Annotated in this window: 23 protein-coding genes; 15 read left to right on the top strand and 8 right to left on the bottom strand. The window is 39.1% G+C overall.

From position 1 onward, the window contains the following. The first annotated feature begins 317 nt into the window (after positions 1-317). Complete coding sequence (locus ACESMA_RS18625) at positions 318-1,862, top strand: thioredoxin-like domain-containing protein (RefSeq protein WP_372950378.1); 1,545 nt, start codon at positions 318-320, stop codon at positions 1,860-1,862. A 298-nt stretch (positions 1,863-2,160) separates the two neighbouring features. Here ACESMA_RS18625 and ACESMA_RS18620 read toward each other — a convergent pair whose 3' ends face one another. The 3 genes from ACESMA_RS18620 to ACESMA_RS18610 all read right to left on the bottom strand — a co-directional run bounded on the left by ACESMA_RS18620 (position 2,161) and on the right by ACESMA_RS18610 (position 5,858). Then, positions 2,161-3,132, bottom strand: a complete 972-nt coding sequence (locus ACESMA_RS18620) for a glycoside hydrolase family 43 protein (RefSeq protein ID WP_372950377.1) — start codon at positions 3,130-3,132, stop codon at positions 2,161-2,163. Positions 3,133-3,215: 83 nt separating this feature from the next. Further along, positions 3,216-4,352 carry an endo-1,4-beta-xylanase gene (locus tag ACESMA_RS18615; RefSeq protein WP_372950376.1) on the bottom strand — a complete coding sequence of 379 codons (1,137 nt, stop codon included), beginning with the start codon at positions 4,350-4,352 and terminating at the stop codon, positions 3,216-3,218. Positions 4,353-4,394: 42 nt separating this feature from the next. Beyond that, complete coding sequence (locus ACESMA_RS18610; RefSeq protein WP_372950375.1) at positions 4,395-5,858, bottom strand: MFS transporter; 1,464 nt, start codon at positions 5,856-5,858, stop codon at positions 4,395-4,397. Between the two features lie 199 nt (positions 5,859-6,057). Here ACESMA_RS18610 and ACESMA_RS18605 point away from each other — a divergent pair, with 199 nt between their 5' ends. The 5 genes from ACESMA_RS18605 (at position 6,058) to ACESMA_RS18585 (ending at position 11,991) form a co-directional block, all read left to right on the top strand. Next, complete coding sequence (locus ACESMA_RS18605; RefSeq protein ID WP_372950374.1) at positions 6,058-7,887, top strand: sodium:solute symporter family protein; 1,830 nt, start codon at positions 6,058-6,060, stop codon at positions 7,885-7,887. 87 nt (positions 7,888-7,974) lie between these two features. Then, positions 7,975-9,159 carry a glycosidase gene (locus ACESMA_RS18600; RefSeq protein WP_372950373.1) on the top strand — a complete coding sequence of 395 codons (1,185 nt, stop codon included), beginning with the start codon at positions 7,975-7,977 and terminating at the stop codon, positions 9,157-9,159. Between the two features lie 2 nt (positions 9,160-9,161). Then, the gene (locus ACESMA_RS18595; RefSeq protein ID WP_372950372.1) at positions 9,162-10,166 is read left to right on the top strand and encodes a Gfo/Idh/MocA family protein; all 1,005 of its coding nucleotides are present in this window, start codon (positions 9,162-9,164) and stop codon (positions 10,164-10,166) included. Positions 10,167-10,208: 42 nt separating this feature from the next. After that, positions 10,209-11,405: an AGE family epimerase/isomerase gene (locus ACESMA_RS18590; RefSeq protein WP_372950371.1), complete on the top strand. Its 1,197-nt coding sequence runs from the start codon at positions 10,209-10,211 to the stop codon at positions 11,403-11,405. Positions 11,406-11,448: 43 nt separating this feature from the next. Then, positions 11,449-11,991 (top strand): lipocalin family protein, encoded by a 543-nt coding sequence (locus tag ACESMA_RS18585; RefSeq protein WP_372950370.1) that lies wholly within the window; start codon positions 11,449-11,451, stop codon positions 11,989-11,991. Positions 11,992-12,032: 41 nt separating this feature from the next. Here ACESMA_RS18585 and ACESMA_RS18580 read toward each other — a convergent pair whose 3' ends face one another. From ACESMA_RS18580 to ACESMA_RS18570, 3 genes are read right to left on the bottom strand one after another with little or no spacing between them, the layout of a single operon-like run. After that, a complete protein-coding gene (locus ACESMA_RS18580) occupies positions 12,033-12,419 on the bottom strand; it encodes a hypothetical protein (protein WP_372950369.1) in 387 nt (128 codons plus the stop codon). Beyond that, the gene (locus ACESMA_RS18575; RefSeq protein ID WP_372950368.1) at positions 12,412-12,840 is read right to left on the bottom strand and encodes a hypothetical protein; all 429 of its coding nucleotides are present in this window, start codon (positions 12,838-12,840) and stop codon (positions 12,412-12,414) included. Before ACESMA_RS18575 ends, ACESMA_RS18580 begins: the two co-directional genes overlap by 8 nt. A gap of 16 nt (positions 12,841-12,856) precedes the next feature. After that, complete coding sequence (locus tag ACESMA_RS18570) at positions 12,857-13,453, bottom strand: TetR/AcrR family transcriptional regulator (protein WP_372950367.1); 597 nt, start codon at positions 13,451-13,453, stop codon at positions 12,857-12,859. Positions 13,454-13,809: 356 nt separating this feature from the next. Between ACESMA_RS18570 and ACESMA_RS18565 the strand changes: the two genes are divergently transcribed. Then, on the top strand, positions 13,810-14,463 hold the full coding sequence (locus ACESMA_RS18565) for a redox-sensing transcriptional repressor Rex (protein ID WP_372950366.1): 654 nt from the start codon (positions 13,810-13,812) through the stop codon (positions 14,461-14,463). Between the two features lie 21 nt (positions 14,464-14,484). After that, positions 14,485-14,691 carry a hypothetical protein gene (locus ACESMA_RS18560; RefSeq protein ID WP_372950365.1) on the top strand — a complete coding sequence of 69 codons (207 nt, stop codon included), beginning with the start codon at positions 14,485-14,487 and terminating at the stop codon, positions 14,689-14,691. A 102-nt stretch (positions 14,692-14,793) separates the two neighbouring features. Here the strand turns inward: ACESMA_RS18560 and ACESMA_RS18555 are convergent, their stop codons facing one another. After that, on the bottom strand, positions 14,794-15,912 hold the full coding sequence (locus ACESMA_RS18555) for an App1 family protein (RefSeq protein ID WP_372950364.1): 1,119 nt from the start codon (positions 15,910-15,912) through the stop codon (positions 14,794-14,796). A 233-nt stretch (positions 15,913-16,145) separates the two neighbouring features. Between ACESMA_RS18555 and ACESMA_RS18550 the strand changes: the two genes are divergently transcribed. From ACESMA_RS18550 to ACESMA_RS18530, 5 genes are all read left to right on the top strand, one after another. Next, positions 16,146-16,853 carry an SDR family NAD(P)-dependent oxidoreductase gene (locus ACESMA_RS18550; RefSeq protein WP_372950363.1) on the top strand — a complete coding sequence of 236 codons (708 nt, stop codon included), beginning with the start codon at positions 16,146-16,148 and terminating at the stop codon, positions 16,851-16,853. 41 nt (positions 16,854-16,894) lie between these two features. After that, positions 16,895-17,791, top strand: coding sequence for a diacylglycerol/lipid kinase family protein (locus tag ACESMA_RS18545; protein WP_372950362.1), 897 nt, complete (start codon positions 16,895-16,897; stop codon positions 17,789-17,791). Positions 17,792-17,914: 123 nt separating this feature from the next. After that, positions 17,915-19,582, top strand: a complete 1,668-nt coding sequence (locus ACESMA_RS18540) for a sensor histidine kinase (protein WP_372950361.1) — start codon at positions 17,915-17,917, stop codon at positions 19,580-19,582. An 11-nt stretch (positions 19,583-19,593) separates the two neighbouring features. Further along, entirely contained in the window at positions 19,594-20,940 is a 1,347-nt protein-coding gene (locus tag ACESMA_RS18535; RefSeq protein WP_372950360.1) for a sigma-54-dependent transcriptional regulator, read from the top strand. Between the two features lie 77 nt (positions 20,941-21,017). Further along, a complete protein-coding gene (locus ACESMA_RS18530; protein ID WP_372950359.1) occupies positions 21,018-21,554 on the top strand; it encodes an archaemetzincin family Zn-dependent metalloprotease in 537 nt (178 codons plus the stop codon). A 407-nt stretch (positions 21,555-21,961) separates the two neighbouring features. Here the strand turns inward: ACESMA_RS18530 and ACESMA_RS18525 are convergent, their stop codons facing one another. Next, entirely contained in the window at positions 21,962-22,882 is a 921-nt protein-coding gene (locus tag ACESMA_RS18525) for a sugar phosphate isomerase/epimerase family protein (RefSeq protein WP_372950358.1), read from the bottom strand. A gap of 157 nt (positions 22,883-23,039) precedes the next feature. Here ACESMA_RS18525 and ACESMA_RS18520 point away from each other — a divergent pair, with 157 nt between their 5' ends. Together ACESMA_RS18520 and ACESMA_RS18515 are read left to right on the top strand one after the other, a co-directional pair. Beyond that, positions 23,040-23,600 (top strand): helix-turn-helix domain-containing protein, encoded by a 561-nt coding sequence (locus tag ACESMA_RS18520; protein WP_372950357.1) that lies wholly within the window; start codon positions 23,040-23,042, stop codon positions 23,598-23,600. Between the two features lie 85 nt (positions 23,601-23,685). Next, positions 23,686-24,036: a cupin domain-containing protein gene (locus ACESMA_RS18515; RefSeq protein WP_372950356.1), complete on the top strand. Its 351-nt coding sequence runs from the start codon at positions 23,686-23,688 to the stop codon at positions 24,034-24,036. Positions 24,037-24,179 lie beyond the last annotated feature (143 nt).

The following is a 24,179-nucleotide window of genomic DNA, read 5'->3' as shown; positions in this document are numbered from 1 at the left end:
GCATAACTGTTAATTTTTAGTTGTTTATATATTAACAAGCAGGAGCAATTTTTGATCAAATTATTGTAAATCTGCGTAATACCGGATCGCCACCCTTAATTAGTTTAACATGAGATGTTTTTAAAATAATTCTTGAGCAATTGCAATAGCCTTTAAAAGTTAAACTTGAAATTGTTGCTTAAGAGTATAAATGGTCACCTGCATTAAATCAGGTGGCCATTTTCCTTATTACTCAATCCATTCAAATTAAGATGTTTTTATACTTTTGAACCAGATTTGTTTGAACTAAATTCAAACTAACATTTTAATTGGAAACTATGAAAGCACATGGGATTAGATTGAGTTTCGTTTTTATGTTTTTTCATTCTTTTGTGTTTGCTCAAGCCTATTCACTTAATGTCAGAATAAAAAATCAACCAGAAAATCCTGTGGTTTTGGGAACTATTAGCGGGGATAAATTTTCGCCAGTGGATACACTTGAACTGCAGCAGGTGGCGGAAAGTTTGTCTGGGGGAAACAATTTGGGTTCGCAAGGTTCTATTCAACAGGTGACTTCGAGTCACCAGCTGAAGCAGGTCAACTGGAATTTTTCGGAAAATGCAAAACCGGGAATGTATCGCTTAATTTTCGGACAAACTGCCTACGCCCGCGTTATGGGCGAATCTCCGCAACAACTTGACTTTATTTTCAATAACGAAAACATTGTTTTGGAAACAGACTTTAAGGCGCCGCAAAATAGTTTGATTGTTTTGCAATCGGAGGAAAACAGTGCGTGGTTTAATTTTTTGAAAAAAGAAAAGGAACTTCAGAATCATCTGGATTTGCTGGAAAAGGAAGTGGATTATTTTCAGACGAGAATAACCGCTGCAAAGTCTTCTCCCGAAACTGTTGCCAAATCTGATTTGCAGGAGTTTGAAAAGCAGGCAGTGGAAAAAGCAAACACATTCAATCAACTGCAAATGGAAAGAGACAGGTTCATTCTCAATACAGCGGAAAAGAATAAAGAATTATTGGCTTCACGGTTTATTTCCATTTTCAGGGAGCCGCTTCGCGACGGATACCTTTCGCAGCAGGAAAGAAAAGAATTTTACCAAAAGGAATATCTCAGGCACATTGATTTTACTGATGAATCGCTCATTCACTCGCCGGTTTTGACAGATAAAATTTTCGATTTCCTGGTTACATACAATCAGCGGGGATTTAGTCAGGAGCAAAGGGAACAGGAATATATGAAGGCGGTGGATGCTGTGATGAGTCGAATTGAAACTGTGAACCCAGCCAGTGAAATCAACAATCCGGTTTATGAGTTCATTTTGAATTATCTGGTATTCGGTTTTGAAAGGTTGAATATGGGCAAATTGTTGACTTACATTGCTGAAAATTATTCCGGTAGCCTTTGTCAAACCGACGAAAAAACCACGCTTGAACGAAAACTGGAATTTCAGAATATGAAACCCGGCAATTTGGTATCCGATTTTACCATTAATGATTTGAGAGATGAACCAACAACATTATCGCATATTTTAAAACCACGTAACCTGATTCTTTTTTATGCAAGTTGGTGCTCTCACTGCAAAGAAATTCTTCCGCAGATTAAAGCCTGGCGACGACAGTTTCAGGCTACTGAACTGGAAATTATAGCCATATCGCTCGACACTTCCAAATCAGACTGGCAGCAAATTGTTAGGGAAACCCGTTTCGAAGAGTTTTTTAACCTTTCTGAACTGAAAGGGTGGGATGGCGAAGTAGCCCCAAAATACAACGTATATGCCACGCCCACCATGTTTATTGTTGATGATAACCTTCGGATTCTGGCCAAACCGGAATCGATGGGAGAGTTAATGAAGTATTTTGAACAATAAACAATCTTAAGTTTCGGCATTCAATATTTTTTATTGAATTAGACACATAAACTAAAATTTGGAATTTTGTCTTTAATCCAGCGGATTTAAATGTTTATAGAATATTCAGAGAAATCGAAATATACGACCCTGGCCAGGGTCGAAATCCAATTCATTTGTCTTTTCTATAAACATTTGATGCCTCTGGTATCAGATCTCGCATGAAATAACAGGTGGCAATTTACAAAGCTCTGATTCAATCCCTTCATTTTGGTGAGTCTATTCACCAATTATTATAGTTTTTGTTGAATAGACTACTCTAATCCGTCATCCCGTCAATGGTTTTGATGCTTCCGTCGGGATTATATTCCAGTTCAACTACTTTCATGCTGCGTAGCCAGGTTTTTCCACCCGAGGGTTTGCAGTCGTGGTGAAACAAGTACCATTTTCCCTTAAATTCCAAAATGGAATGGTGGGTAGTCCACCCGACAACCGGCGTTAATATAACTCCTTTGTAAGTAAATGGTCCGTAAGGATTGTCTCCCACAGCATAGCAGAGCAAATGGGTATTTCCGGTAGAGTAAGAGAAGTAATATTTCCCGTTGTATTTGTGCACCCACGATGCCTCGAAAAAACGACGTTCGTGGTCGCCGGCTTTCAGCAGTTCACCATTTTCATCCACGATAATTACGTCGCGTGGTTCTTCGGCAAATTCAAGCATATTGTCGCTGAGTTTTGCCACACGCGCAAAAAGTGCAGGTTCATCATCCTTTGGTTCCTGACCGCACTCAATGGCTTTGTTGTTGCGGTAGCGTTGCAACTGACCACCCCAAAGTCCGCCAAAATACATGTAATAGCTGCCATCATCGTCTAAAAATACACATGGGTCAATGGAATAACTTCCTTTCATGGGAGCATCGAGCGGTTTGAACGGCCCTTCCGGTTTTTCGCTGATTGCCACTCCAATGCGAAAAATGTCGGTTTTGTCTTTCAATGGAAAATAGAGGTAGTATTTGCCATTTTTGAATGCGCAGTCAGAATCCCAAAGCTGTCGTCCGGCCCAGGGAATATTTTTTACATCCAGCGCAACACCGTGATCGGTAACTTCGCCATCAATTTCCTCCATGGAGAAAATGTGATAGTCGCGCATGTCGAAGTGGTCGCCGAGGTCATTCTCCGGAATTCCGGACTCGATGTCATGCGAAGGGTAGATGTAAATTTTTCCATTGAAAACATGTGCTGCAGGATCTGCGGTATAAAGGTTATCGACCAAATATCTTTTTTTCTTCATTTAGAATGATTTGAATATTATTTAAGTGATTTTTCAAATTTGGAATCAGCGGATCAGAATCCGCTGCACCTGTTTGTTTTATATTATTTTAACGCCTCTTCAATAATGGTTTTTACAACCGGTTTTGGCTGATAATCACGGTCGAAAAGAAGCGGATAATCTGTACGTCCGCGAATGGGCCAGTTGTTTTTCCAGGAATGATTATCGGTTACTCCCCAGGTAGTTACTCGGCTGATTTTATCCTGATGCTTCAGAAAAAGCCGGAAAACATCAGCGCAGGCTTCGTTCCATTCGGCCAAAGCTTCTTCGGTGAAACCGTCAGCGTAAGGATTCATCCGCGCTTCGTATTCGGCCCGTAGACCAACGTCGGCTGTTGTCTCTCTTGTGGGGAAAGGTAAAATGGTGAGATCGAATTCGGTAATCATTACATTCACGCCTAATTCAGAAAATGCAACAATACTCTTTTCAAATTCTTCCAGGTTGAGCGACTCCAGGTTTAAGTGTCCCTGCATGCCAATTCCATCAATTTTAATGCCTTTGGCCTGAAGGTTTTTAACCATTTCTATTACCCCTTTACGCCTGCCCGGGTTTGCCATTCCGTAGTCGTTATAGTACAATTCTGCATCCGGGTCGGCTTCGGCAGCAAACTGAAAAGCCAGCTCAATGTAATCTTCCCCAATAATTTCATAAAACTTGCTTTTCCGATACGAACTATCTTCAATAATTGCTTCATTCACCACATCCCAGCCATGAACCCGGCCCTTGTAGCGGCCAACCACTGCAAAAATATGATTCCGCATTCGTTCAATCAGCAGTTCGCGGCTCACATCGTTACCCTCTTCATCCACAAAAAACCATCTCGGAGCTTGCGAATGCCAGATGAGTGTGTGCCCCACAATATGCATGTTGTTTTGTTCTCCAAATTCCACAAAACGGTCGGGTAAATCAAAACTGAATTTTCCCTCTTCGGGTTGAATCCGTTCAGCTTTCATGCAGTTTTCGGCAACGATTGAATTAAAATGTGTTAAAATAATTTCCTGTGAAAGCGAATCCCTTCCGGATATTTGCCTGGGATTAACTGCCGTGCCGATGTAAAATTTTCCTTCAAACGCATCTTTCAGGGTTTGTTCTTTTTCAGTATTAGTTGAATTGCATGCTGGTAATGCTGCCGCAATAAACACCATTATTGCAAGAAACTGAAAAACAATTAATCGTTTCATTTCTTTTATTTTAAGTTGGTTATTTTTTCAAAATTAAACATATTATTTTCTGCTTGAAATTAAATCGTTTTCAATCTGAACTTCCATTTTTTTGTTGATTTCATAAAAGAAAAGACACGCAACACTTATCATAAAAGTAATTGTTGGAAAAATACTAACTGAAAGTTTTATGCCGGTAATGGTTTCGGGTAATTGCACCAGCAATTGTTCATTGTAGCCAAAAGCAGCCAAAATTCCTGCAACCAGCGCACCCCCAACACTTAATCCGGCTTTCAGGCCAAACACCATCGCTGAAAAGATAATACCGGTTGCACGTCGGTTGTTTTTCCATTCGGAATAATCGGCCACATCGGCTATCATGGCCCAAAGTAGCGGAATGGTTAACCCGTAAAAGAATCCGTGGAGAATCTGGCTTAGAAATACCAGCGCAACTGCTGTTGGAGAATAGAAAATGAATACCAGCAAAAACAGCGCAGAAAAAAACAGTCCGAAGCCAAAAACTTCTCTTTTCCCAAATTTGTCGGCAAGCGATTTTGAAAGTGCAATTCCAATAATCATAAAAATAATTCCTACTGCATTAAATAAACTGAACCCGGAAGTAGGTGCATCTTCCGGCCACTGAAAGCCATGCAGGTCCATGCTTACCAATACACTGTTCAGTCCGTCAATAAATCCGTTAAATCCGTAATTATCTAAAAAGGCAGCCAGATGAGGTTCGCTCAGGTAGTATTTAAAGTAGAACACATACATACCGTTTTTCAGGGCAAGTGTTATGAAAACAAAAACGGTTAAAATGAGCATGGCAATCCAGGGTTTGTTTTTGGAAAGGTCTTTTAAGTCCTGCTTCAGACTCGATTCCTGTTCTTTGGCAGGAATAATACGTTCTTTTGTGGTTAAAAATGTGATAATGAAAAATATAACCCCAATAACTGCGAAAATGGTCATTGTTTTTTCAAAACCGGTAGTCCGGTCTCCGTCGCCAAGTATAAGAACCAAAGGAAGTAACAAAACCTGCACAATAAACTGGGCAACCATAACTGCTGTAAAACGGTACGAGGAGAGACTGTTCCGCTCGGCCATATTCCCTGTAATTACTCCGCTAAGAGCTGCGTAGGGAGTATTGTTGGCTGCGTAAATCAATACCAGTAAAATGTAGGTTACGAGCGCATAAATTATTTTTCCGTTTTCACCGAAATTGGGCGTACTGAAGGCCAGAATGGCAAATACTCCAAATGGAATGGCAGTCCATAAAATCCAGGGACGAAATTTTCCCCAGCGGGTTTTGGTGCGGTCGGCAATGGCTCCCATCACCGGATTAAAGAATGCGCCCACCATTCCGCCTGCAAAAATTATGGCCGAAGCAGCGGCGGGTGGTACCCTGTAAACATCAGTGTAAAAGTAGGCAAGAAACGTCATTAATGTTTGAAAAATCAGGTTGGCTGAAAGATCCCCCAAACTGTAACCGATTTTTTCAATTACCGAAATTTTTTGAGAAGCTGGTTTCATAAAATTTTTTTGGTTTGAATTCAATATTAATTTAAAGCTGCAAGATAAAATATAGATTGTTATTATTACAGTAACAAAGTCATTAATAGTATTTTTTCTGTTAAAATTTTATTCTGAAGCCGAATTTTTGTTGTAAAATTGTGCCTTTAACAAAATCAATTTTTTAGAAATTAATAACCTGAAGCTAATCGATTGCGCAATGAAACTTACTGTTGTTGATGTCATTATAATTTTTGTTTATCTCCTCACTACCGTATTTATTGGATTAATTCTAAAAAAAGTTGCTCAAAAAAGCAAAGCAAACTACCTGTTGGGAGGAAATAAACTTCCATGGTATATGCTGGGGCTTTCCAATGCATCGGGCATGTTCGATATTTCGGGTACCATGTGGCTTGTAACCCTTCTGTTTGTTTACGGTTTGAAAAGTATTTGGATTCCATGGCTTTGGCCGGTTTTTAATCAGATTTTCCTGATGGTTTTCCTGAGTATCTGGTTGCGCCGTTCAAAAGTTACCACTGGGGCAGAATGGATAAACACCCGCTTCGGCCGCAGTCGCGACAGTAATCTTTCACACGGTGTGGTTGTGGTTTTTGCCTTAATCATGTGCCTCGGTTATTTGGCCTACGGTTTCATCGGTCTTGGTAAATTTGTAATGATTTTCATTCCCTGGGAAATTGTTGCACCATATATTCCTTTTGAAGTTCCACTGACTTATGTACCGCACATTTATGGTATTGCATTTACAATGTTTGCTGTTTTTTATGCTGTTTTGGGTGGAATGTCGAGTATTGTCTGGGCCGATGTGCTGCAATACATCATCATGACCATTTCGGCCATTTTAATAGGAGTTTTGGCTATGAAAGCCATGGCAGTGGAAACACTAAATGTGCCCGACGGTTGGCGCTCTCCGTTTTTTGGCTGGAATTTGAATGATCTTGACTGGCGCGGAATTATTGATGAAGTGAACAGCAAAATAGCCAGCGACGGTTATTCATTATTTACTATCTTTTTTATGATGATGGTATTTAAAGGAATTCTGGTTTCGATTGCCGGACCGGCACCAACTTACGATATGCAGAAAATTCTTTCAACTAAATCGCCCAAGGAAGCCGCCAAAATGAGTGGTTTTGTTTCGGTGGTGCTTATGCCTATTCGTTATTTTATGATTGCCGGTTTTGCCATTCTCGGTATTTTATACTACGACAGACTGAACCTTATGGTTGCCGGACAAATTGATTTCGAACAAATTCTTCCCTCGGCTATTTCGGAGTTTGTTCCCATTGGTTTCATGGGGTTGCTTTTAGCGGGTTTGCTGGCAGCATTCAATTCTACTTTTGCCGGAACATTAAATGCCGCCCAGGCCTACATTGTAAATGACATCTATTTGCGGTATGTTAAACCCGATGCCTCTAATATTGAAACCCGCAATATGAATTACATAACTGGTGTTGTGGTTGTAATTGTAAGTATCATTTTTGGTGTTTTTGCGCAAGATGTAAACAGTATGTTGCAATGGATTGTGTCGGCACTTTACGGAAGTTACGTGGTTTCCAATGTGTTGAAATGGTATTGGTGGCGGTTTAACGGCTACGGATATTTCTGGGGAATGGTGGCCGGGCTCATCCCTGCACTGATTTTTCCATACGTATTTTCTGAAACCCTCGATTTGTATTACTTTCCATGGTTGCTTGTGATTTCCATTGCCGGAGCTATGTTGGGAACTTTCCTCACTCCGCCAACCGACGAAAAAACCCTGATAGAATTTTACAGCAATGTTCGTCCGTGGGGTTTTTGGGGACCCATCAAACAAAAAGTGATGGCAGAAGATCCGACCTTTGAACCCAACAAAAACTTTAAGCGCGACATGTTTAACGTGGTAATCGGAACCATTGCCCAAACAGCACTGGTGGCATTACCCATTTACATTGTGCTGAAAGAAGCCTTTCCGATTTGGATTACCATTATTATTACCGTAATTTGCGGGTTTATTCTGAAAAAGACCTGGTGGGATACGCTGCCGGAGAAGTAGTTCAGAGTTCGCCCTTTGAAAAAATACGAAGTATTAAATCGCAGATTTATTTCTCAGGGTAAAGTTTAAAGTTGAAAAAAGAAATAGATGACACCTTCAAAAAAAGAATTTGAAAAAAGGCTGGTGAAGCTGAAAAAAGAGCACGAAAAATTGCTGACCAAAAAAAACAAGCCAGTTAAAAAAAATTACAACGGAATTTATTTCCGGTACAAACGTCCTATCTTGACCAGCGGACATGCTCCACTGGAATGGCGGTATGATATGAATTATGAAACCAATCCTTATTTGATGCAGCGTATCGGAATCAATGCTGCATTTAACAGCGGTGCCATTTATCTCGACGGCAGATATTTACTGGCCGTTCGGGTTGAAGGATGGGATCGCAAATCGTTTTTTGGCATTGCCGAAAGTCCCAACGGAATTGATAACTGGCAGTTTTGGGAACGGCCGGTTACCATGCCTGAAACTGATGAGCCGGATACAAATGTGTACGACATGCGCCTGGTTCAGCACGAAGACGGCTGGATTTACGGCATTTTCTGTGCCGAAAGGAAAGATATGGATGCACCAAAAGGAGATATTTCCATGGCCACAGCAAGCGGAGGAATTGCCCGCACCAAAGACCTGGTGAAGTGGGAGCGACTTCCGGATTTTATCTCACACCACGGACAGCAGCGGAACCTGGTTTTGCATCCTGAATTTGTGCATGGCAAATACGCATTTTATACCCGTCCGCAGGATGGATTCATCGAAGTTGGCGGTGGCGGAGGAATTGGCTGGGCGCTGGTTGACGATATTACCAAAGCTGAAGCTCCGCACGAAGAAATTATTGATGAAAAGGTTTATCATACCATAAAAGAACTGAAAAACGGACAGGGACCATCGCCGCTGAAAACCGAAAAAGGCTGGCTTCATTTGTCGCATGGTGTCCGGGCTTGTGCCGCCGGACTGCGTTATGTGTTGTATTTGTTTATGACCGATTTGGAAGATCCCTCGAAAGTGATTGCACGACCCGGTGGTTATTTTATGGCACCAGAGGGCGAGGAGCGGTTTGGTGATGTTTCGAATGTGCTCTTCGCTAATGGCTGGATTCGAAATATAAAGAATGAGGTGTTTATTTATTATGGTTCGTCAGATACGAGGATGCATGTGGCCACATCAACAATTGACAGATTAGTTGACTATTGCCTGAACACGGCGGAGGATGGCTTGCGTTCGGCTGAAAGTGTAAAAAAAATAAATGAATTGATTGACAGAAATTCGAAAAAGTGAATATGGAAAAAAAATACAACTGGGCCATTTTGGGATGCGGTAAAATTGCCCGGAAATTTAGCTCTGATTTGAAGTTGCTTCCCAATGCTAACCTTTACGCTGCGGCATCACGCGATTTGCAAAAAGCAAAAGATTTTGCCGGTGAATTGGGATTTGAAAAAGCGTACGGCAGTTACGAGGAAATGGTTGCTGACCCCAATGTGGATGCCGTTTATGTGGCAACGCCACATTCGCATCATTATGAACATGCGATGCTTTGCCTGAACCATAAAAAAGCTGTTTTGTGCGAAAAGGCCTTTGCTATGAATAAGAATGAAGTGGAAGAGATGATCGACTGCGCAAGGAAAAACAAAACTTTTTTAATGGAGGCATTCTGGACCATGTTTCAGCCAAGTTTCAAAAAAGCAATGGAAATTGTAAAATCAGGTGAATTGGGCAAGCTTAAAATCGTTCGTTCTGATTTTGCATTCAATGCACCTTTCGACGAAAATAAAAGGTTGTACAACGTGAAACTTGGTGGAGGTTCATTGCTCGATATTGGTATCTACCCGGTTTTTGCAGCTTTAACTTCGCTTGGGAAACCGGAAATTATTAAAACTTTTACCGATTTTGCCTCAACTGGTTCAGAAGAGTCCATCAGTATGATATTCAGGTACAAAGATGGGCAAATGGCAAACCTTACATCGAGTTTTGCCGGATTTTCGCCCACGCAAACTGAATATTGGTTCGAAAAAGGGTACATGATTCTGAATCCGAAATGGCATGCCCCCACCAATATAACTGTTTGGAAAGAGGGCGGTGAAATGCAAACATTTCCATCGGAACACAAGGAAGGAACAGGATATCAGTATGAAGCTGCACATGTGATGGAATGTTTGGATGAGGGGAAAATTGAAAGCGATAAAATGAGTTGGCAGATGAGTCTCGATTTAATGGAAACCCTGGACAGGATTCGAATTGATGCAGGGATATTTTTTCCTGACCACGATAAAAACATATTCTTTTGATAAAATTGTATCTGCGTAAATGTGAGCGCTATTTTTAAAACAATGAATAATCTGAATTTCCAAAAGTTGAAAAAACAGTTCGAAAATGAACTTACGGACAACATCCTGAATTATTGGGCAAAAGAGGTGTTTGATCCGAAACGGAGAACGTTTTACGGGCGGATAACCAACGATGGAAAAAAGTTTCCCGACGCGCCGCTTTCGGCCGTGTTTGTCACCCGTATTATGTGGACTTTTTCTGCCGCATACCGCATTTATCCAACGGCTGTTTACAAAAAAATGGCCGATGAAGCATTTCGGATTTTGCAGATTTCTTTCTGGGACCACGAAAATGGAGGCATTTACTGGAGCATTCTTCCCAACGGAAAACCGCTCGATACCAAAAAACAATTTTATGCCGAAGCATTTTTTATCTATGCGCTTTCGGAATATTACCTCGCATTTCAGGATGAACGGGCAAAACAACTGGCTGAATCCATGTTTATGCTGATGGAAAAATATGCATTCGATCTGGAATTTGGCGGATATTTCGAAGCCAAAACTGCCGATTGGCAGGAAACCGACGACCAACGGCTGAGCCCCAAAGAATTGAATGTGAAAAAATCGATGAACACGCACCTGCACATTCTGGAAGCTTACACCAATTTATACCGCATTTGTAAAACCGATGAAACGGAAAAGCAGTTGAGACATCTCATCCGGATTTTCCTCGATAAAATTACCAGCCATGAAACGTTTCATTTTCATTTGTTTTTGGATGCCGACTGGACCGTGCGTTCTGAAATTGATTCTTATGGGCACGACATTGAAGGAAGCTGGCTGCTGTGTGAAGCTGCCGAAGTTTTGGGAGACAAAGAGCTTTTAGAAGAAGTGGAACATGTTGCCTTGAAAATGGCCGACATAACACGCGACGAAGGTTTTGCCGAACATGGCGGCTTGTATTACGAAAAAGAGGGCGACCATTTGATGGAGCAATTCGACTGGTGGCCGCAGGCAGAATCCGTTGTAGGATTTTTTAATGCCTGGCAGTTAACGAAAAAGGAAGAGTATCTTAGTCTGGCAAACAGAAGTTGGGAATTCATTCAGAAATACATCATAGACAAAAAGAAAGGCGAATGGTTTTGGGGCGTGTCAAAAGATTTAAAACCGGTGGACAACGACAAGGTGAACGGCTGGAAGGCGCCTTACCATAATGGCCGGATGTGTATGGAAATGATGCGACGGATTGAACAGGTTTAACAACAAAACCTTCCGCAGAGTTAATAGTAATAAAGAATATGAAATGAGAAATTTTTGGGTTATTTTGGCAGTTATTGCTGCATTTTCAGGGTTTAACACAGGATGTAAAACAACACAAACTACAGTGAATACTTCTACAATAAGTGAACTCGATCTTGACAGGTATATTGGGAAATGGTACGAAATTGCCCGGTATGACCATTCATTTGAACGCGGTTTGGTTGGTGTAACTGCAACCTACTCTTACCGCGATGACGGAAAAATAAAGGTGGTAAATGCAGGATACAAAAACAGTCTCGACGGAAAATACAGTGAAGCTATCGGGAAAGCTAAACAACCCAGACCAGATAAAGAACCCGGCAAGCTGAAGGTTGCTTTTTTCTGGATTTTTTATGCCGATTATTTCATTCTCGAACTGGATGAAGAATACCAGTGGGCTTTAATTGGCAGTTCTTCAGACAAATATCTGTGGATTTTAAGCCGCACTCCACAGCTTGAACAAGAAACCCTGGATTACATTCTGAAAAAAGCAAGGGAAAGAGGCTACGATACCGACAAACTGATTTGGGTTGAACAGAAAACGTAAATACGATCACTTTTTTGAAAAACTCAATTGCGGTTTTTTTATCAGCTCCAGGATAACCATGAAATAATTATCAAATTGATAATAAGTCCAATAGCCCCTTTTTGGATGATAAAGCTGAAAGAACCATCAAAAAAAAGAAGTATTGTAAAAGATGATACTATTGCAGAAATTATTAATAATTTTTCTTGCCAGGCACTTTGAAACCAGATACCAAAAGCGCTTAGAATAAAAAGAACCGTGCTTGCCAGGTAAAGTAAAATTGCGATTTTTTGAATGAAAAGTTCTGAACCGATTCCCGACAACACCCATGATTTTCCGGTCCAGCCCATTTTTGTTTTGAATTCAACTAACCTGGCTGCAAGAAAGAAAAACCAAATATGTACAAGTCCGTGAAATAGAACAAAAGTACCTTTAATTATACTACTCATTATTTTTGATTTTATTCATCCAGATATAACCAAACACAAACTGAAACAGACCAGTTGAAAAATACAAAGGTTGAAGGAAACTTTTATAGCCAATCCACGATACCTGGGCAATTATCCAGACTATCATTATCAGACCAAATGCTGTTGCAATGCGGGCAGCTTGTTTATGTTTTCTTAGGGTAGCAACAAAACCTGCCATATTACCCAGTCCGTTAAATGTAAAAAGTACAATTCCAGGGATTAAAAAATTGGTAAACGGAGTTGATTGCAGCCAGTCGGTGCTCATAGCAAGAGCTTCACCATTTGGATTATTTATCAGACCGAAACCGCCGACAAGACCACTTAACCCATTAAACACTTGGAAAATAGTGGTTAATAAAATAACTGTTTTCAATTTTTGATTTGTTTTTTTAGTATCCATAATTATTTTTTTTGGTTTAAACTGAATATTTAATTGAAAAATTTTCCAATAAAAAGTGCATCTCGCTAAAATCTGTATCATTTATTATTCCTGCAAAATGACGGTAAGTATAGTGCAGATGAAGAGCACGAAATGAGAACCCATAAAGCATTGCCAGAAAATATGGATCTTCTTGTTTCATTTTCCTTTCAGCCATAAATATTCTGAAAGCTGTTTCATACATTTTGATTGATTTTTCGGTTTCATCCACAATTAGTTCAGCAGCTTGTTTGTTTTTGTATTGTTGTTGTGAAATTACATACCACAACCTGCGGGCAGTTTCGTTTGTCCATCCATTCAAGAATTTTTTCAACCTGTATTCTAAAAATTCATGCAGCGAAACTTTTTTGGCCATTTCCTTAATCTCTTCCAATGAAATACGGTTTTGGTCCAAATCCTCTTGCAGTAAAGTAAATATCTCTTCCAACAGTTCCTGCTTGCTTGAAAAATGATTGTAAAATGAGCTTTCTTTTATACTAACTTCACGAGTAATTTGTCTTATGGAAACGGCGTCATAACCTCTTTCCGCGATTAATTTTATCGATACATTTAATATTTTTTCTCTGTTATTCATTCTGTTTTTTAATTTTGAGACAAAAATAACTAACGTTTGTTAGTTTTAAAAGTAAATTCATAATTTTTTTAACACGAACAAATTCGTTATCCGATATTGCATTGAATTATAGATTTTTAGATTGTTTTTAATAAATATATAACATAGGGTTTAGAAAGAAATAGAAAGATTAATGATATGATATTTTATAGAAATTTTGTGTTTTTGTGTTTTTATGGCAGAAATTAACTCTCCTAATCAAGCTCAACTTTAAATTTCGGTTAACAAACATAGATTTTTAATAAAGAAAATTTTCTTTAAATAATTTGTTTCTACTTTTGAAGTGGATTTAAATAAAAAAATAAAAATCACTTGAAATGAACGAAACAAGGAAATACAAAACAAAAGCTCAGGCCTCGGAACCAACGCTCAAAAGGTTGCCTGGTTATTTGTATTTTCTTGAGCAGGTGAAAGAGGAGGGAGTCATAAATATTTCGGCGCCAACAATTGGAAAAGAGCTTGAGCTTGATCCAACACAGGTAGTAAAAGATTTAGCTGTTACCGGTGTAAAAGGAAAACCGCGGGTGGGTTACAACACCTACGAACTGATTCACGCACTGGAAGATTTCCTTGGATTTAACAAAATAAATGAAGCTTTTCTGGTGGGAGCGGGTAACCTCGGTTCGGCGCTGATGGCTTACCAGGAGCACCAGTCGCTGGGATTGAAAATACTGGCCGCTTTTGATGTGGATGAGGCTAAAATAGGACAAACCATCGGCGGAATTCACATCCTGGAGTACAACAAGTTGTTTCATCTTTCGGGCCGGTTAAACGTGAAGATTGGAATTCTGACCACGCCAAACCAGGTTGCACAGGAAGTTGCTGAAGACCTTGTAAACTGCGGAATAAAAGCCATCTGGAATTTTACCTCAGCCAAACTGAGCTTACCCGAAGAAATAATTGTTCAAAGCACTTCTATGAGTTCTTATGCCGCCGTTCTGTTGCGGCGATTGAACGATGCAAATTTATAAACATTTAAAAACCGAAAAAAAATGAAAACATTAAAAAAAATCATCAATTGTTTAAAGAGTTATATAAAGAAAAATTTCTTTAATCTGCCAAAAACTGACATTTCTCAGGATTGCGAAAAGGTATTTGGAATGAATATTCTTACCGAAAATGAAGTGGAGGCGAAAACCATTCCTGTTGAAGAATATGTAACCTGCTATAATTGCACCACACGCTGGCAAACACTTTAGTGTGATAAGTTATTTGAAGTTCAATAAATTACACAATAATTTTAAAGTATTTTTAACACCCGGGTGTTTCAGTTAGTTTCCACCTGAAAATCCGGTAACTTTTTACCGGCTGCTATCCGTGCTTTTTTCTTCGAAATAACTTTCGTCAATCAAACCATGTCTTACTGCAGCAAGTGCTGCCTCGTGAGTGTTTTTTACCTCATAATAATTTGTATTCACCTCTTTTAGTTTTTCCCCAACATTTTCATTTCCATCAAGGAAAGTTCGTTTTCTGATTTTTCTTATAAAAATAGTTTCAATTCTTCCCGGAAATTCAAATGCCAGCCGGGAATAGATTTCCGGGTCGTGCTGGCCACTGTCGCCAATCAGAATAAATTTCTGCCCGGGATAAAATTGAAGTAACGATTCAATCTTTTCAAATTTGTGTTCGTGGCTTCCGCCGCCCGACTTCCAGAATTTGTAAATACTTGATTCCAGTTTCCGAAGCATAAAAACACCTTTTGGAAGGTGGTTAAAATGGAAAAAATCGTCGAGCAAATCGTATAAATTCCATTCGCTGCTCGAAACATAAAAGAATGGATTATTTTCAGTTTTAAATGTTCCTTTTGCCAGCGCATCATAAAATTTTGAAACTCCCAGAAATGGCGAACGTGTGAGGGCATTTTTTAACAGCATCAGCCGAAGTTTTTTCAAAATTTGGGTAGCATGAGAAATCATAACTGTATCGTCAATGTCGGAAACTATTATTCGATTATGACGAACCGGAACAATTCTGATTTCACCTGTGGCATGGATGGGCGGCTGGTTTTCAATAATTTGGTCGAGCAGTTCAAAATGAATGGAATGCCACTCTTTTGTCAGCAAATCATCCTGTTTGTTTTCAAAATGAAAATGAAAAGAAAAATAGCCCAATTCATCGGTTTTAACAGTTTTTGACTCACCCAAAAAAGTTGCACTCACTTTAACATCGGGGATTTCATCGCTCGAAAATCGTTTAATTGTGGACAACATGTTAGTCCAGAAACGATGTTTGTTCTTTGGTTTTGCCAGTCCTTTGTCTTCAATGACCATCCCCTGAATAAAAACGTCGGTCTCATTTCCGTACCCTTTATAAGGGAGTATTTTAGGCATATCGAGCCAGCCGGCTTTCTGCTTTAAAAATACCTTCAGAACTTTAAAGGGCTTTTTAATTCCTTTTATAAATGGTTTAAAATACTTCATATTTTTTTTCAGTCCAACTAACAAAAGGTTGTTTTCTCTTGCCAGTTTCGATAAATGGAACTTGTAAATATAACGAGAATTGTAAATTTTTAAAAATATGAGTTTTGCGGAAATGTTCCACATATTATGGAATTATTTCCTCAATTACTAAATATAAAAATCTGATTTTCAATATTTTTTCCTTTGGAGCAATTATTTCTTATATTGTTTGCAGAATATTAAAAGTAAGAGAGATGAATGTATTTATTACCGGAACAAGTTCGGGTTTGGGTTTTGGACTGGCAAAATATTATCTCGCCGCCGGACACCGGGTTTACGGTTTGAGCCGGAAGATGAATGAAGAATTGAACAGCTTTACCAATTTCCATTTTCTGGTTCAGGATATTTCCAGGTTTAATGAAATGGAAACCAATCTTATTTCTTTTTTGAAAGATGTAGAAGTGATTGATTTAGTGATTCTGAATGCCGGAATTTTGAATGAAATTAAAGATTTGAAAGATACCAGCCTTCATGAAATTAAGAAAGTAATGGATGTGAACGTTTGGGCAAACAAGATTCTGATTGAAACATTATTTCGCGAAGTGGATGAAATTAAACAGGTTGTGGCGGTTTCATCTGGTGCGGCTGTAAGCGGGGCACGAGGTTGGAATGCTTATTCTCTCTCGAAAGCAACACTAAACATGCTTATCAGTCTGTATGCGAAAGAATACACCAATTCCCATTTTTGTGCACTGGCTCCCGGCCTTGTGGATTCCGGAATGCAGGATTACATTTATACGCTTGAAGACGATGACAAATTTCCGATAGTTCAACGGCTAAAGCAGGCCAAAGGGACTGAAAAAATGCCGAAACCCGATGAGGCTGCCCTTGTTTTTGCCAAAGCGGTGGAATCTGTAAAAAATCATGAAAGCGGAACTTTTCTGGATGTAAGGAAGTTATAATTTTGCTTATTTTTAAGCCATAAAAGTTTAAAGTACATCTATTGAAAAACAGTTCAAAAAAGCGGATTTTATTCGTTATAAATCCCAAATCGGGCAGGGGTCAACGGCAGGATATTGATGAAGTTGTTTCCCGCTTTTCCGAAGAATTTAAATTTGATTTTCAATTCTATCGCACTACCGGAGAAGGAGATAAGGAAAAAATCAGGCAGCACATCAAAGAATATCAGCCTGACACTGTTATGGCGGTGGGTGGAGACGGTACCGTAAATATGGTTGCGGGCGAACTGATTGGGCACGACATCAAACTTGGAATTATTCCTGCCGGTTCAGCCAACGGATTGGCCTACAATCTCGAAATTCCGGAAAATCTTGAGGCCGCACTGAAAAAAAATTTGAGTGGAAAGGTCCAATCTATTGATGTAATTCGAATTAATAAAAAGTATTATTGTTTGCATTTGGGCGACATTGGCCTGAATGCCCGCATTGTGAAACGGTTTGAAAAAGAAGGCTCGAAAGGAATGCTGGGCTATGGAAAACAATTGTTTAAAGAACTGTTTGAAGGGAAAACCTACTTTTCTTTTTACATTAAATTACCCGAACACCGCCGAAAAAAAATGAAGGCAGAAATGCTTGTAATTGCCAACGCAAAAAGTTTCGGTACCGGCGCAATTATTAATCCTACCGGAAAATTGAATGACGGGAAATTTGAGATTGTAATCATCAGGCCATATCCGTGGTGGTTTATATTTACATTTATATATTCCGCATTTTCCGGCAATCTTCATAAAATGAATTATATAAAAATATATTCCGCCTCAGAAGCAATAATTACTTTGCCAAAAGTTCAGGAATTTCAGATTGATGGTGAAATTATTCCGGAAACTAAAGAAATTAATGTTGAAATTTTACACAATTCCCTGAAATTGGCATGCGGCTGATTTTCATTAAATATGTTTTAAAGATTGTTCCATAACCATTTATAAGCAAAGTTCTTTTTGTAATTTGCGGCCAAATATCAACTGTTGAATTTTTATTCACCAGTTTCAGAAATCAAAACCAAAATGGAACAACCTGAAAAACCGGAAAAGAAAGGAAAAATTAAAGCATTTGTTTATAAATATTTGCGGTTTAAGTCATCTATATACGCCCGCGTTGTTTATATCATCGCTATTTTATCTTTTTTTCTTTTTATTGCTTTTGGTGCAATTTTCAACTCGGTTTATGGCGAATATTTAGATAAAGTTATACGGCAACGTGGAAACGACATTGGTTCCATTATTGAAGGTTCGCTTTATTATTCCATGTTAAAAAATGACGATGCTGCCCTGCACAGCACATTGGATATAATCAATACCATTTCCGGTGTTGACGAAGTGAATCTGTATGACCACGAGAATGAACTGGTTTACTCCTCTCTTTTTGCCGACACTTTAAGAAACAGCGATCCGGACTGCATCAGTTGCCATACTGATTTTAATACCATGTTTTCTGCGAACGAAAAGGACTACAGAATAATTGATTATCACAGTGCATGTAGCATGAGCAGCACAAATGAAGGGCACAGGCAATTGCTCATTCGTACTCCAATTCTGAATGAACCTTCATGCTACACTGCCGCCTGTCATTTTCACAGTGCCGACGAAGAAGTGCTTGGTTCACTTATTATTAAAGTGCCCCTCGAGCAGCTCGATACTGCTGTTTCTCAATCTTCAACAGAATTTTTTCTGCTGGCTGCATTAACTACATTTATTCTTGTTTTGTTTTTAATTTTCTTTACAAATAATAAAATCAGAAAGCCGCTTACGGCGCTCATAACTGCGAGCGAAGCTGTTGCCCAGGGTGACCGGAACCGCAGGTTGGAAATTAAACCCAACCTGCTCGACGATATGAAAATGGTTTCCATGGCATTCAATAACATGCTCGATAATTTGGATTCTGCAAATAAAGAACTGGAAAACTGGTCGCATCAGTTGGAATACAAAGTTCAGAGAAAATCAGAGGAACTCTCCGAAATTCAAAATGAACTAATTCATATTGAGCGTATTGCATCATTGGGAAAACTATCGTCTTCGGTAGCTCACGAGCTAAACAACCCATTATCGAGTATTTTAACCTATACCAAGCTGGTTTCAAAAAAAATAAACCGGATGGAGCTGGATGAAGAGCTTTCAGGATCGCTTTTAAAGCATTTGGTTGTAATTGAAAAGGAAACCAAACGGTGTGGCGAAATTGTAAAAGGTTTGATGGATTTCTCAAGAAAAGGACAGGAAGATTTTAAAGATACACACCTTCATCAGGTTTTTAAAGAAACGTACGATTTGATTGAGCACCAGATGGAAATGGCAAACATTCACTTTTATACCGATTTTAGTGCTGCAAACGATTTAGTTTCATGCAACGAAAACCAGATAAAACAAGTGTGTGTGGCCCTGCTTGTAAATGCTTCGGAGGCGGTTACTGAAAATGGTGAAATAGTAATGAAAACCAGTAATCCCGATGCAGAACATTTGCAACTGGATATTATTGATAATGGTGTGGGAATTCCGATTCAGGATATACCACACATTTTTCAACCATTTTTTTCCGCCAAACGACAGGCCAGCGGAATAGGACTGGGGCTGGCCATTGTGCACGGTATTGTTCAAAGCCACAAGGGCAGGGTAGATGTGGAATCGGAACCGGGAAAAGGAACAACTATGTCGGTTATTTTTCCGTTGGTTAAAAACTAAATTTTTTTAAAATGGCAAATCAAGTATCACTGTTAATTGTTGACGACGAAGAATCGGTTAGGGACTCGCTTTACAACTGGTTTATTGAAGATGGTTTTAAAGTGGAATGTGCCGAAAATGCCAAGGAGGCTCTGGCCAAATTGGAAGCAGAGCATTTTGATATTATTTTGGCCGATATAAAAATGCCCGGTATGGACGGAATGGAAATGCACCGGCGCATCAGGGCGTTGAATCCGGAAGCAATTGTGATAATTATGACTGCTTTTGCTTCGGTTGAAACTGCCGTTCAGGCATTAAAAGATGGCGCTTTCGATTACATTACCAAGCCATTTGATCCGGATGATCTTTCGCATTTGATTCGCAATGCCGCCAAACAGGTGGAAATGAAATCGGAAAATGAAACACTGAAAAACCGTATTGTTTCGCTTGAAAACATTGAAGATATTGTTGGAACCAGTCCGGCAATGATGAAGGTTTTGAAAGATGTGGAAAGTGTTTCACAGTCTAATTCTTCGGTTATAATAACCGGTGAAAGCGGAACCGGAAAAGAATTGATTGCGAGGGCCATTCATTCCAATTCTTCGCGGAAGTTTTTTCCGCTGGTTACCGTGCATTGCGGCGCTTTGTCTGAAGATTTACTTGAAAGCGAACTGTTTGGCCACGAAAAAGGCGCTTTTACCGGAGCCATGTTTAACCGGAAAGGCCGTTTCGAAATTGCCGATGGAGGAACCATTTTTTTGGATGAAATTGCAACGATTTCCGCGAAAATGCAGATTGAACTGCTGCGTGTGCTGGAATCGAAAAAATTTGTGCGTGTGGGTGGAAATAAAGAAATTCAATCCGATTTCAGGGTGATTTGCGCTACCAACCGCGATTTGAAAAAAATGGTGGATGAAGGAATCTTTCGCGAAGACCTTTATTACCGTTTGAATGTGGTCAATATTGCCATTCCTCCATTACGTGAACGAACCGGCGACATTCCGCTATTGGTGGATTATTTCATAAAAAAATACTGCAATACCATGAGCCGCGATCTGATTTCTATTGAGCCTGCAGCTTTAAAACGATTGGAACAATATGATTTTCCGGGAAATGTGCGTGAACTGGAGAACATGATTGAACGGGCAATTGTGGTTGGAAACGGGAAAGAAATCAGGTTGAAAGATTTGCCTATTGGAACTGCAACTCCGGGTAATTCAGCAGATAGCCTGCAGGAACTGGAGAAAAACCATATTTTTCATACATTAAACAAACTGGACTGGAATATTAGCCGTTCGGCCAAATTGCTAAAAGTTGACCGCGTTACACTTTACAATAAAATTAAAAAATACAACCTGAAAAAAGGAAAGGGAAAATAGTTCCTTTTAGTTTTTTTTGCTCAGGCAATTAAATTTTTTACTGTTTGAAGGAACAGGATAATTTTAAAATTTTTGAATTGGATAAACAGCGCATTTTACTTATATCTTTTGGGCAGTTCGATAAAAATTTCCTTCAAAAAATTGCAACTGCCGTACAGTCTGTTGTCGGTTTGCCAGTTGATATAGAATCGGGTTATACTGATTTGTCGAAATATTACGACCCTGCCCGGCGCCAATACGACGGCAACCGGCTAATCCATTTTCTCCATTCTGAATATGCTACTGATAAAAGAAAAGTAATCGGACTTTTCAGGGTCGATTTGTTCATTCCCATTTTAACCTACATTATTGGCCAGGCCATATATAAAGGAAATGCCGGGGTTGTTTCACTTTTTCGGCTGAAAAATGAGTTGTATGGACTGAAGAAAGATGACCATCTTTTATTTGAGCGTTTTGTAAAGGAAATTGTTCACGAACTGGGTCATACTATGGGTTTGACGCATTGTTATACACCAACTTGTATTATGCGTTCCAGCACCTATATTGAAGATGTTGACCAAAAAGATGCACATTTTTGTTCGAAATGCAGGCAAAAACTGGATGAAGAACAATAAGCTTTTCAGAGAAAAAATATCCATTTCTATTCAATATTTAGAATATTGTCCCAAAATGAAAAAGGGTGGCAGTATTGTAAGTTTTTATATGTAGCTTCAATTCAGTGTTTTAGTTAATTTGGTTTCAGATTTGAACAATTGTTTTCTTACAGAAGTTTAAAATTTACTTATATGGAAACTTTATTAATTATTTTATTGGTTGTATCATTTTCCGGATTTATTGCCGGATTGGTTTTATTACGCAGATTGCTGGGTTCCAAAAAGGACGCACAAAATTAAATCAGTAACGAACGCATAAAAAAAAACCGGCAGCTTTTTAGTTACCGGGTTTTAATGCCTTAATCTTTTTCAAACAAAAAGGTAAAGTATGCTTTGTTGCAACCACAGCGCAGCCAGGAAAAACGTATTTAAGCGTTTTTCAGAATGTCGGTGGTAAGGTTATTGATGCTTGTTTCCAGTGCTTCGAAAGGTTTTCCGTTGCCCTGGTTATCGTCTTCCACAAAATGGTATTTCATTCCGGCAACATCAGCGGCGGCCATAATTCGTTTAAAATCGATTACTCCGGCTCCAACAGATGTAATGTCGTCTTTAACGATGTCGAAATATGGCGCTTGCTGGGTGAGCATATCTTTAAAATGGAAAAGCTGGAATCTTCCAGGATAACGGTTAAACATCTCCACAGGATCCTGTCCGGCTTTTGTTACCCAGTAAAAGTCTATCTCCATGGTAATTAAATCCGGATCCATTTCGGGCATAAAAATATCGTAATAAGGAACAATTCCATCCAGGTTGGCAAACTCGAAGTTGTGGTTGTGGTATCCGAACTGAATCCCGACACCTTTCATAATCCGGCCAACTTCGTTCCACTCGCCAACCATTCTTTTATAGAACTCAACATGGCGGTCTTCCTCTTCAACCCACGGCTGAACGCAATATTTCACACCAAGTTCAGCATGGTCGTCGGCCATTTTCTGTGCACTTTCGGTAGTAATTCCTTCGGCTTCAACACTGGTGTGGCTGCTAATTATTTCCATACCCATGTCATTCACCATCTTTTTAAATTCCTTAGGCGAATATCCGTAAAATTTTCCGTTGGCATAATCGGCCAGCTCCAGGTTTTTGAAACCCATGTCCGAGAGTTTTTGTAACGAACCTTTAACATCGGCAGCCATGGCATCGCGAATAGTGTAAAGCTGCAGGCCAACGCCAAAACTTTTACGGTCAATAGCCGCGCCAGGCGAGCAGGCAAGTGGGCCTAAAGCCATTAAACCAAGTGTTCCCGCTGATGAAATTTTTAAAAAATCTCTCCTGTTTTTTGAAGTTTTCATAATCCTTATTTATTGTAATATTAAAAATTAAAACGAACTGAATTTTGGAGGGTTAAAAATAATACAAATAAATTGTTTATTAAACAGAAATAGACTGTTTTACTCCAATTAATGTCTTTACTTTTGTAACTTTGGTGAAATCATTAAAAAAAGATTTTTGAAAATTTTTATCAAAAATATGGTTTGTATTCGTTGCCAGATGGTAGTGAAGGCCGAGCTTGAAAAACTTGGGCTGAATTACAATCAGGTAAAAATCGGAGAAGTGGATTTGGTTGGAAAAATACAACCTGAACAACTGGAACAACTTAATACCGGGTTAAAAAAGGCCGGACTTGCATTAATGGATGATAAAAAAAGCATTCTGGTTGAAAAAATCAGAAGTGCTATCATAGAATTGGTACACTACTCCGAAGACCAGATTAAAGTAAACCTTTCTGATTTTTTGAGCGAAAAACTTAACTACAATTATACCTATCTTGCCAATCTTTTTTCAGAAGTAAAAGGAATTACCATCGAAAAATTTTACCTCACCCACAAAATTGAACGGGTAAAAGAATTAATCGTTTACGATGAGCTGAATCTTTCTGAAATTGCATACCGAATGAACTACAGCAGTGTAGCTCATCTTTCAAATCAGTTTAAAAAATTTACCGGATTAACCCCAACCCATTTCAAAATGCTTAAAAGCAAACGCCGCGACACACTCGAAAATGTGTGAATAATGTAATTCATATCCTGAATTGTGTAACACTTCCGATAAAATGCCTGGGTAACTTTGCAAAGATTACTTTATAAGGAGGGGCATGAAAAATATTGAATTTGAAAAGTCCATTATATTAGTCCTCGTCGATATTATTGAATATGTTCCAAACTCGGTGGTGAGCAAAACCATTATCCGAAAAACTACCGGAAACATTATCCTTGTAGCTATTGACAGGGGAGAAGCTTTGACAGAGAATACTTCGCCTTACGACATATTTATTCAGATTATTGAAGGGACAGCCGAAGTAGTTATTGAAGATAATTCAAACACACTTCAAACTGGGCAGGGAATAGTTGTTCCGGCTCATTCAACGCATATGATTAAAGCAAACGAGCGGTTTAAAATGATTTCAACCATTATTAAAAGCGGTTATGAAGGCATTTTAATCTGAGGAAATTAATAACAATTTAAAACAAAAGTCATGACAAAAAGCAATGAAGGAAAAGAAGGCAAAAACCACAAAAAGGAGCCTGCAAAAAGTCTGAAAGAGAAAAGAGCCGCAAAAGCTGCAAAACGTGATGGAAAGAATGAAAG

The organism is Mariniphaga sp. (assembly GCF_041687215.1).
Lineage (GTDB): Bacteria > Bacteroidota > Bacteroidia > Bacteroidales > Prolixibacteraceae > Mariniphaga.
Note: the sequence above shows the minus strand (reverse complement) of the source record. Positions and strands in the feature narration are given on the sequence as shown.

Bases quoted from the DNA above. Each gene is read 5' to 3' on its own strand.
- ACESMA_RS18625 (WP_372950378.1), top strand. From the start codon at position 318: ATGAAAGCACATGGGATTAGATTGAGTTTCGTTTTTATGTTTTTTCAT.
- ACESMA_RS18620 (WP_372950377.1), bottom strand. From the start codon at position 3,132: ATGAAGAAAAAAAGATATTTGGTCGATAACCTTTATACCGCAGATCCT.
- ACESMA_RS18615 (WP_372950376.1), bottom strand. From the start codon at position 4,352: ATGAAACGATTAATTGTTTTTCAGTTTCTTGCAATAATGGTGTTTATT.
- ACESMA_RS18610 (WP_372950375.1), bottom strand. From the start codon at position 5,858: ATGAAACCAGCTTCTCAAAAAATTTCGGTAATTGAAAAAATCGGTTAC.
- ACESMA_RS18605 (WP_372950374.1), top strand. From the start codon at position 6,058: ATGAAACTTACTGTTGTTGATGTCATTATAATTTTTGTTTATCTCCTC.
- ACESMA_RS18600 (WP_372950373.1), top strand. From the start codon at position 7,975: ATGACACCTTCAAAAAAAGAATTTGAAAAAAGGCTGGTGAAGCTGAAA.
- ACESMA_RS18595 (WP_372950372.1), top strand. From the start codon at position 9,162: ATGGAAAAAAAATACAACTGGGCCATTTTGGGATGCGGTAAAATTGCC.
- ACESMA_RS18590 (WP_372950371.1), top strand. From the start codon at position 10,209: ATGAATAATCTGAATTTCCAAAAGTTGAAAAAACAGTTCGAAAATGAA.
- ACESMA_RS18585 (WP_372950370.1), top strand. From the start codon at position 11,449: ATGAGAAATTTTTGGGTTATTTTGGCAGTTATTGCTGCATTTTCAGGG.
- ACESMA_RS18580 (WP_372950369.1), bottom strand. From the start codon at position 12,419: ATGAGTAGTATAATTAAAGGTACTTTTGTTCTATTTCACGGACTTGTA.
- ACESMA_RS18575 (WP_372950368.1), bottom strand. From the start codon at position 12,840: ATGGATACTAAAAAAACAAATCAAAAATTGAAAACAGTTATTTTATTA.
- ACESMA_RS18570 (WP_372950367.1), bottom strand. From the start codon at position 13,453: ATGAATAACAGAGAAAAAATATTAAATGTATCGATAAAATTAATCGCG.
- ACESMA_RS18565 (WP_372950366.1), top strand. From the start codon at position 13,810: ATGAACGAAACAAGGAAATACAAAACAAAAGCTCAGGCCTCGGAACCA.
- ACESMA_RS18560 (WP_372950365.1), top strand. From the start codon at position 14,485: ATGAAAACATTAAAAAAAATCATCAATTGTTTAAAGAGTTATATAAAG.
- ACESMA_RS18555 (WP_372950364.1), bottom strand. From the start codon at position 15,912: ATGAAGTATTTTAAACCATTTATAAAAGGAATTAAAAAGCCCTTTAAA.
- ACESMA_RS18550 (WP_372950363.1), top strand. From the start codon at position 16,146: ATGAATGTATTTATTACCGGAACAAGTTCGGGTTTGGGTTTTGGACTG.
- ACESMA_RS18540 (WP_372950361.1), top strand. From the start codon at position 17,915: ATGGAACAACCTGAAAAACCGGAAAAGAAAGGAAAAATTAAAGCATTT.
- ACESMA_RS18535 (WP_372950360.1), top strand. From the start codon at position 19,594: ATGGCAAATCAAGTATCACTGTTAATTGTTGACGACGAAGAATCGGTT.
- ACESMA_RS18525 (WP_372950358.1), bottom strand. From the start codon at position 22,882: ATGAAAACTTCAAAAAACAGGAGAGATTTTTTAAAAATTTCATCAGCG.
- ACESMA_RS18515 (WP_372950356.1), top strand. From the start codon at position 23,686: ATGAAAAATATTGAATTTGAAAAGTCCATTATATTAGTCCTCGTCGAT.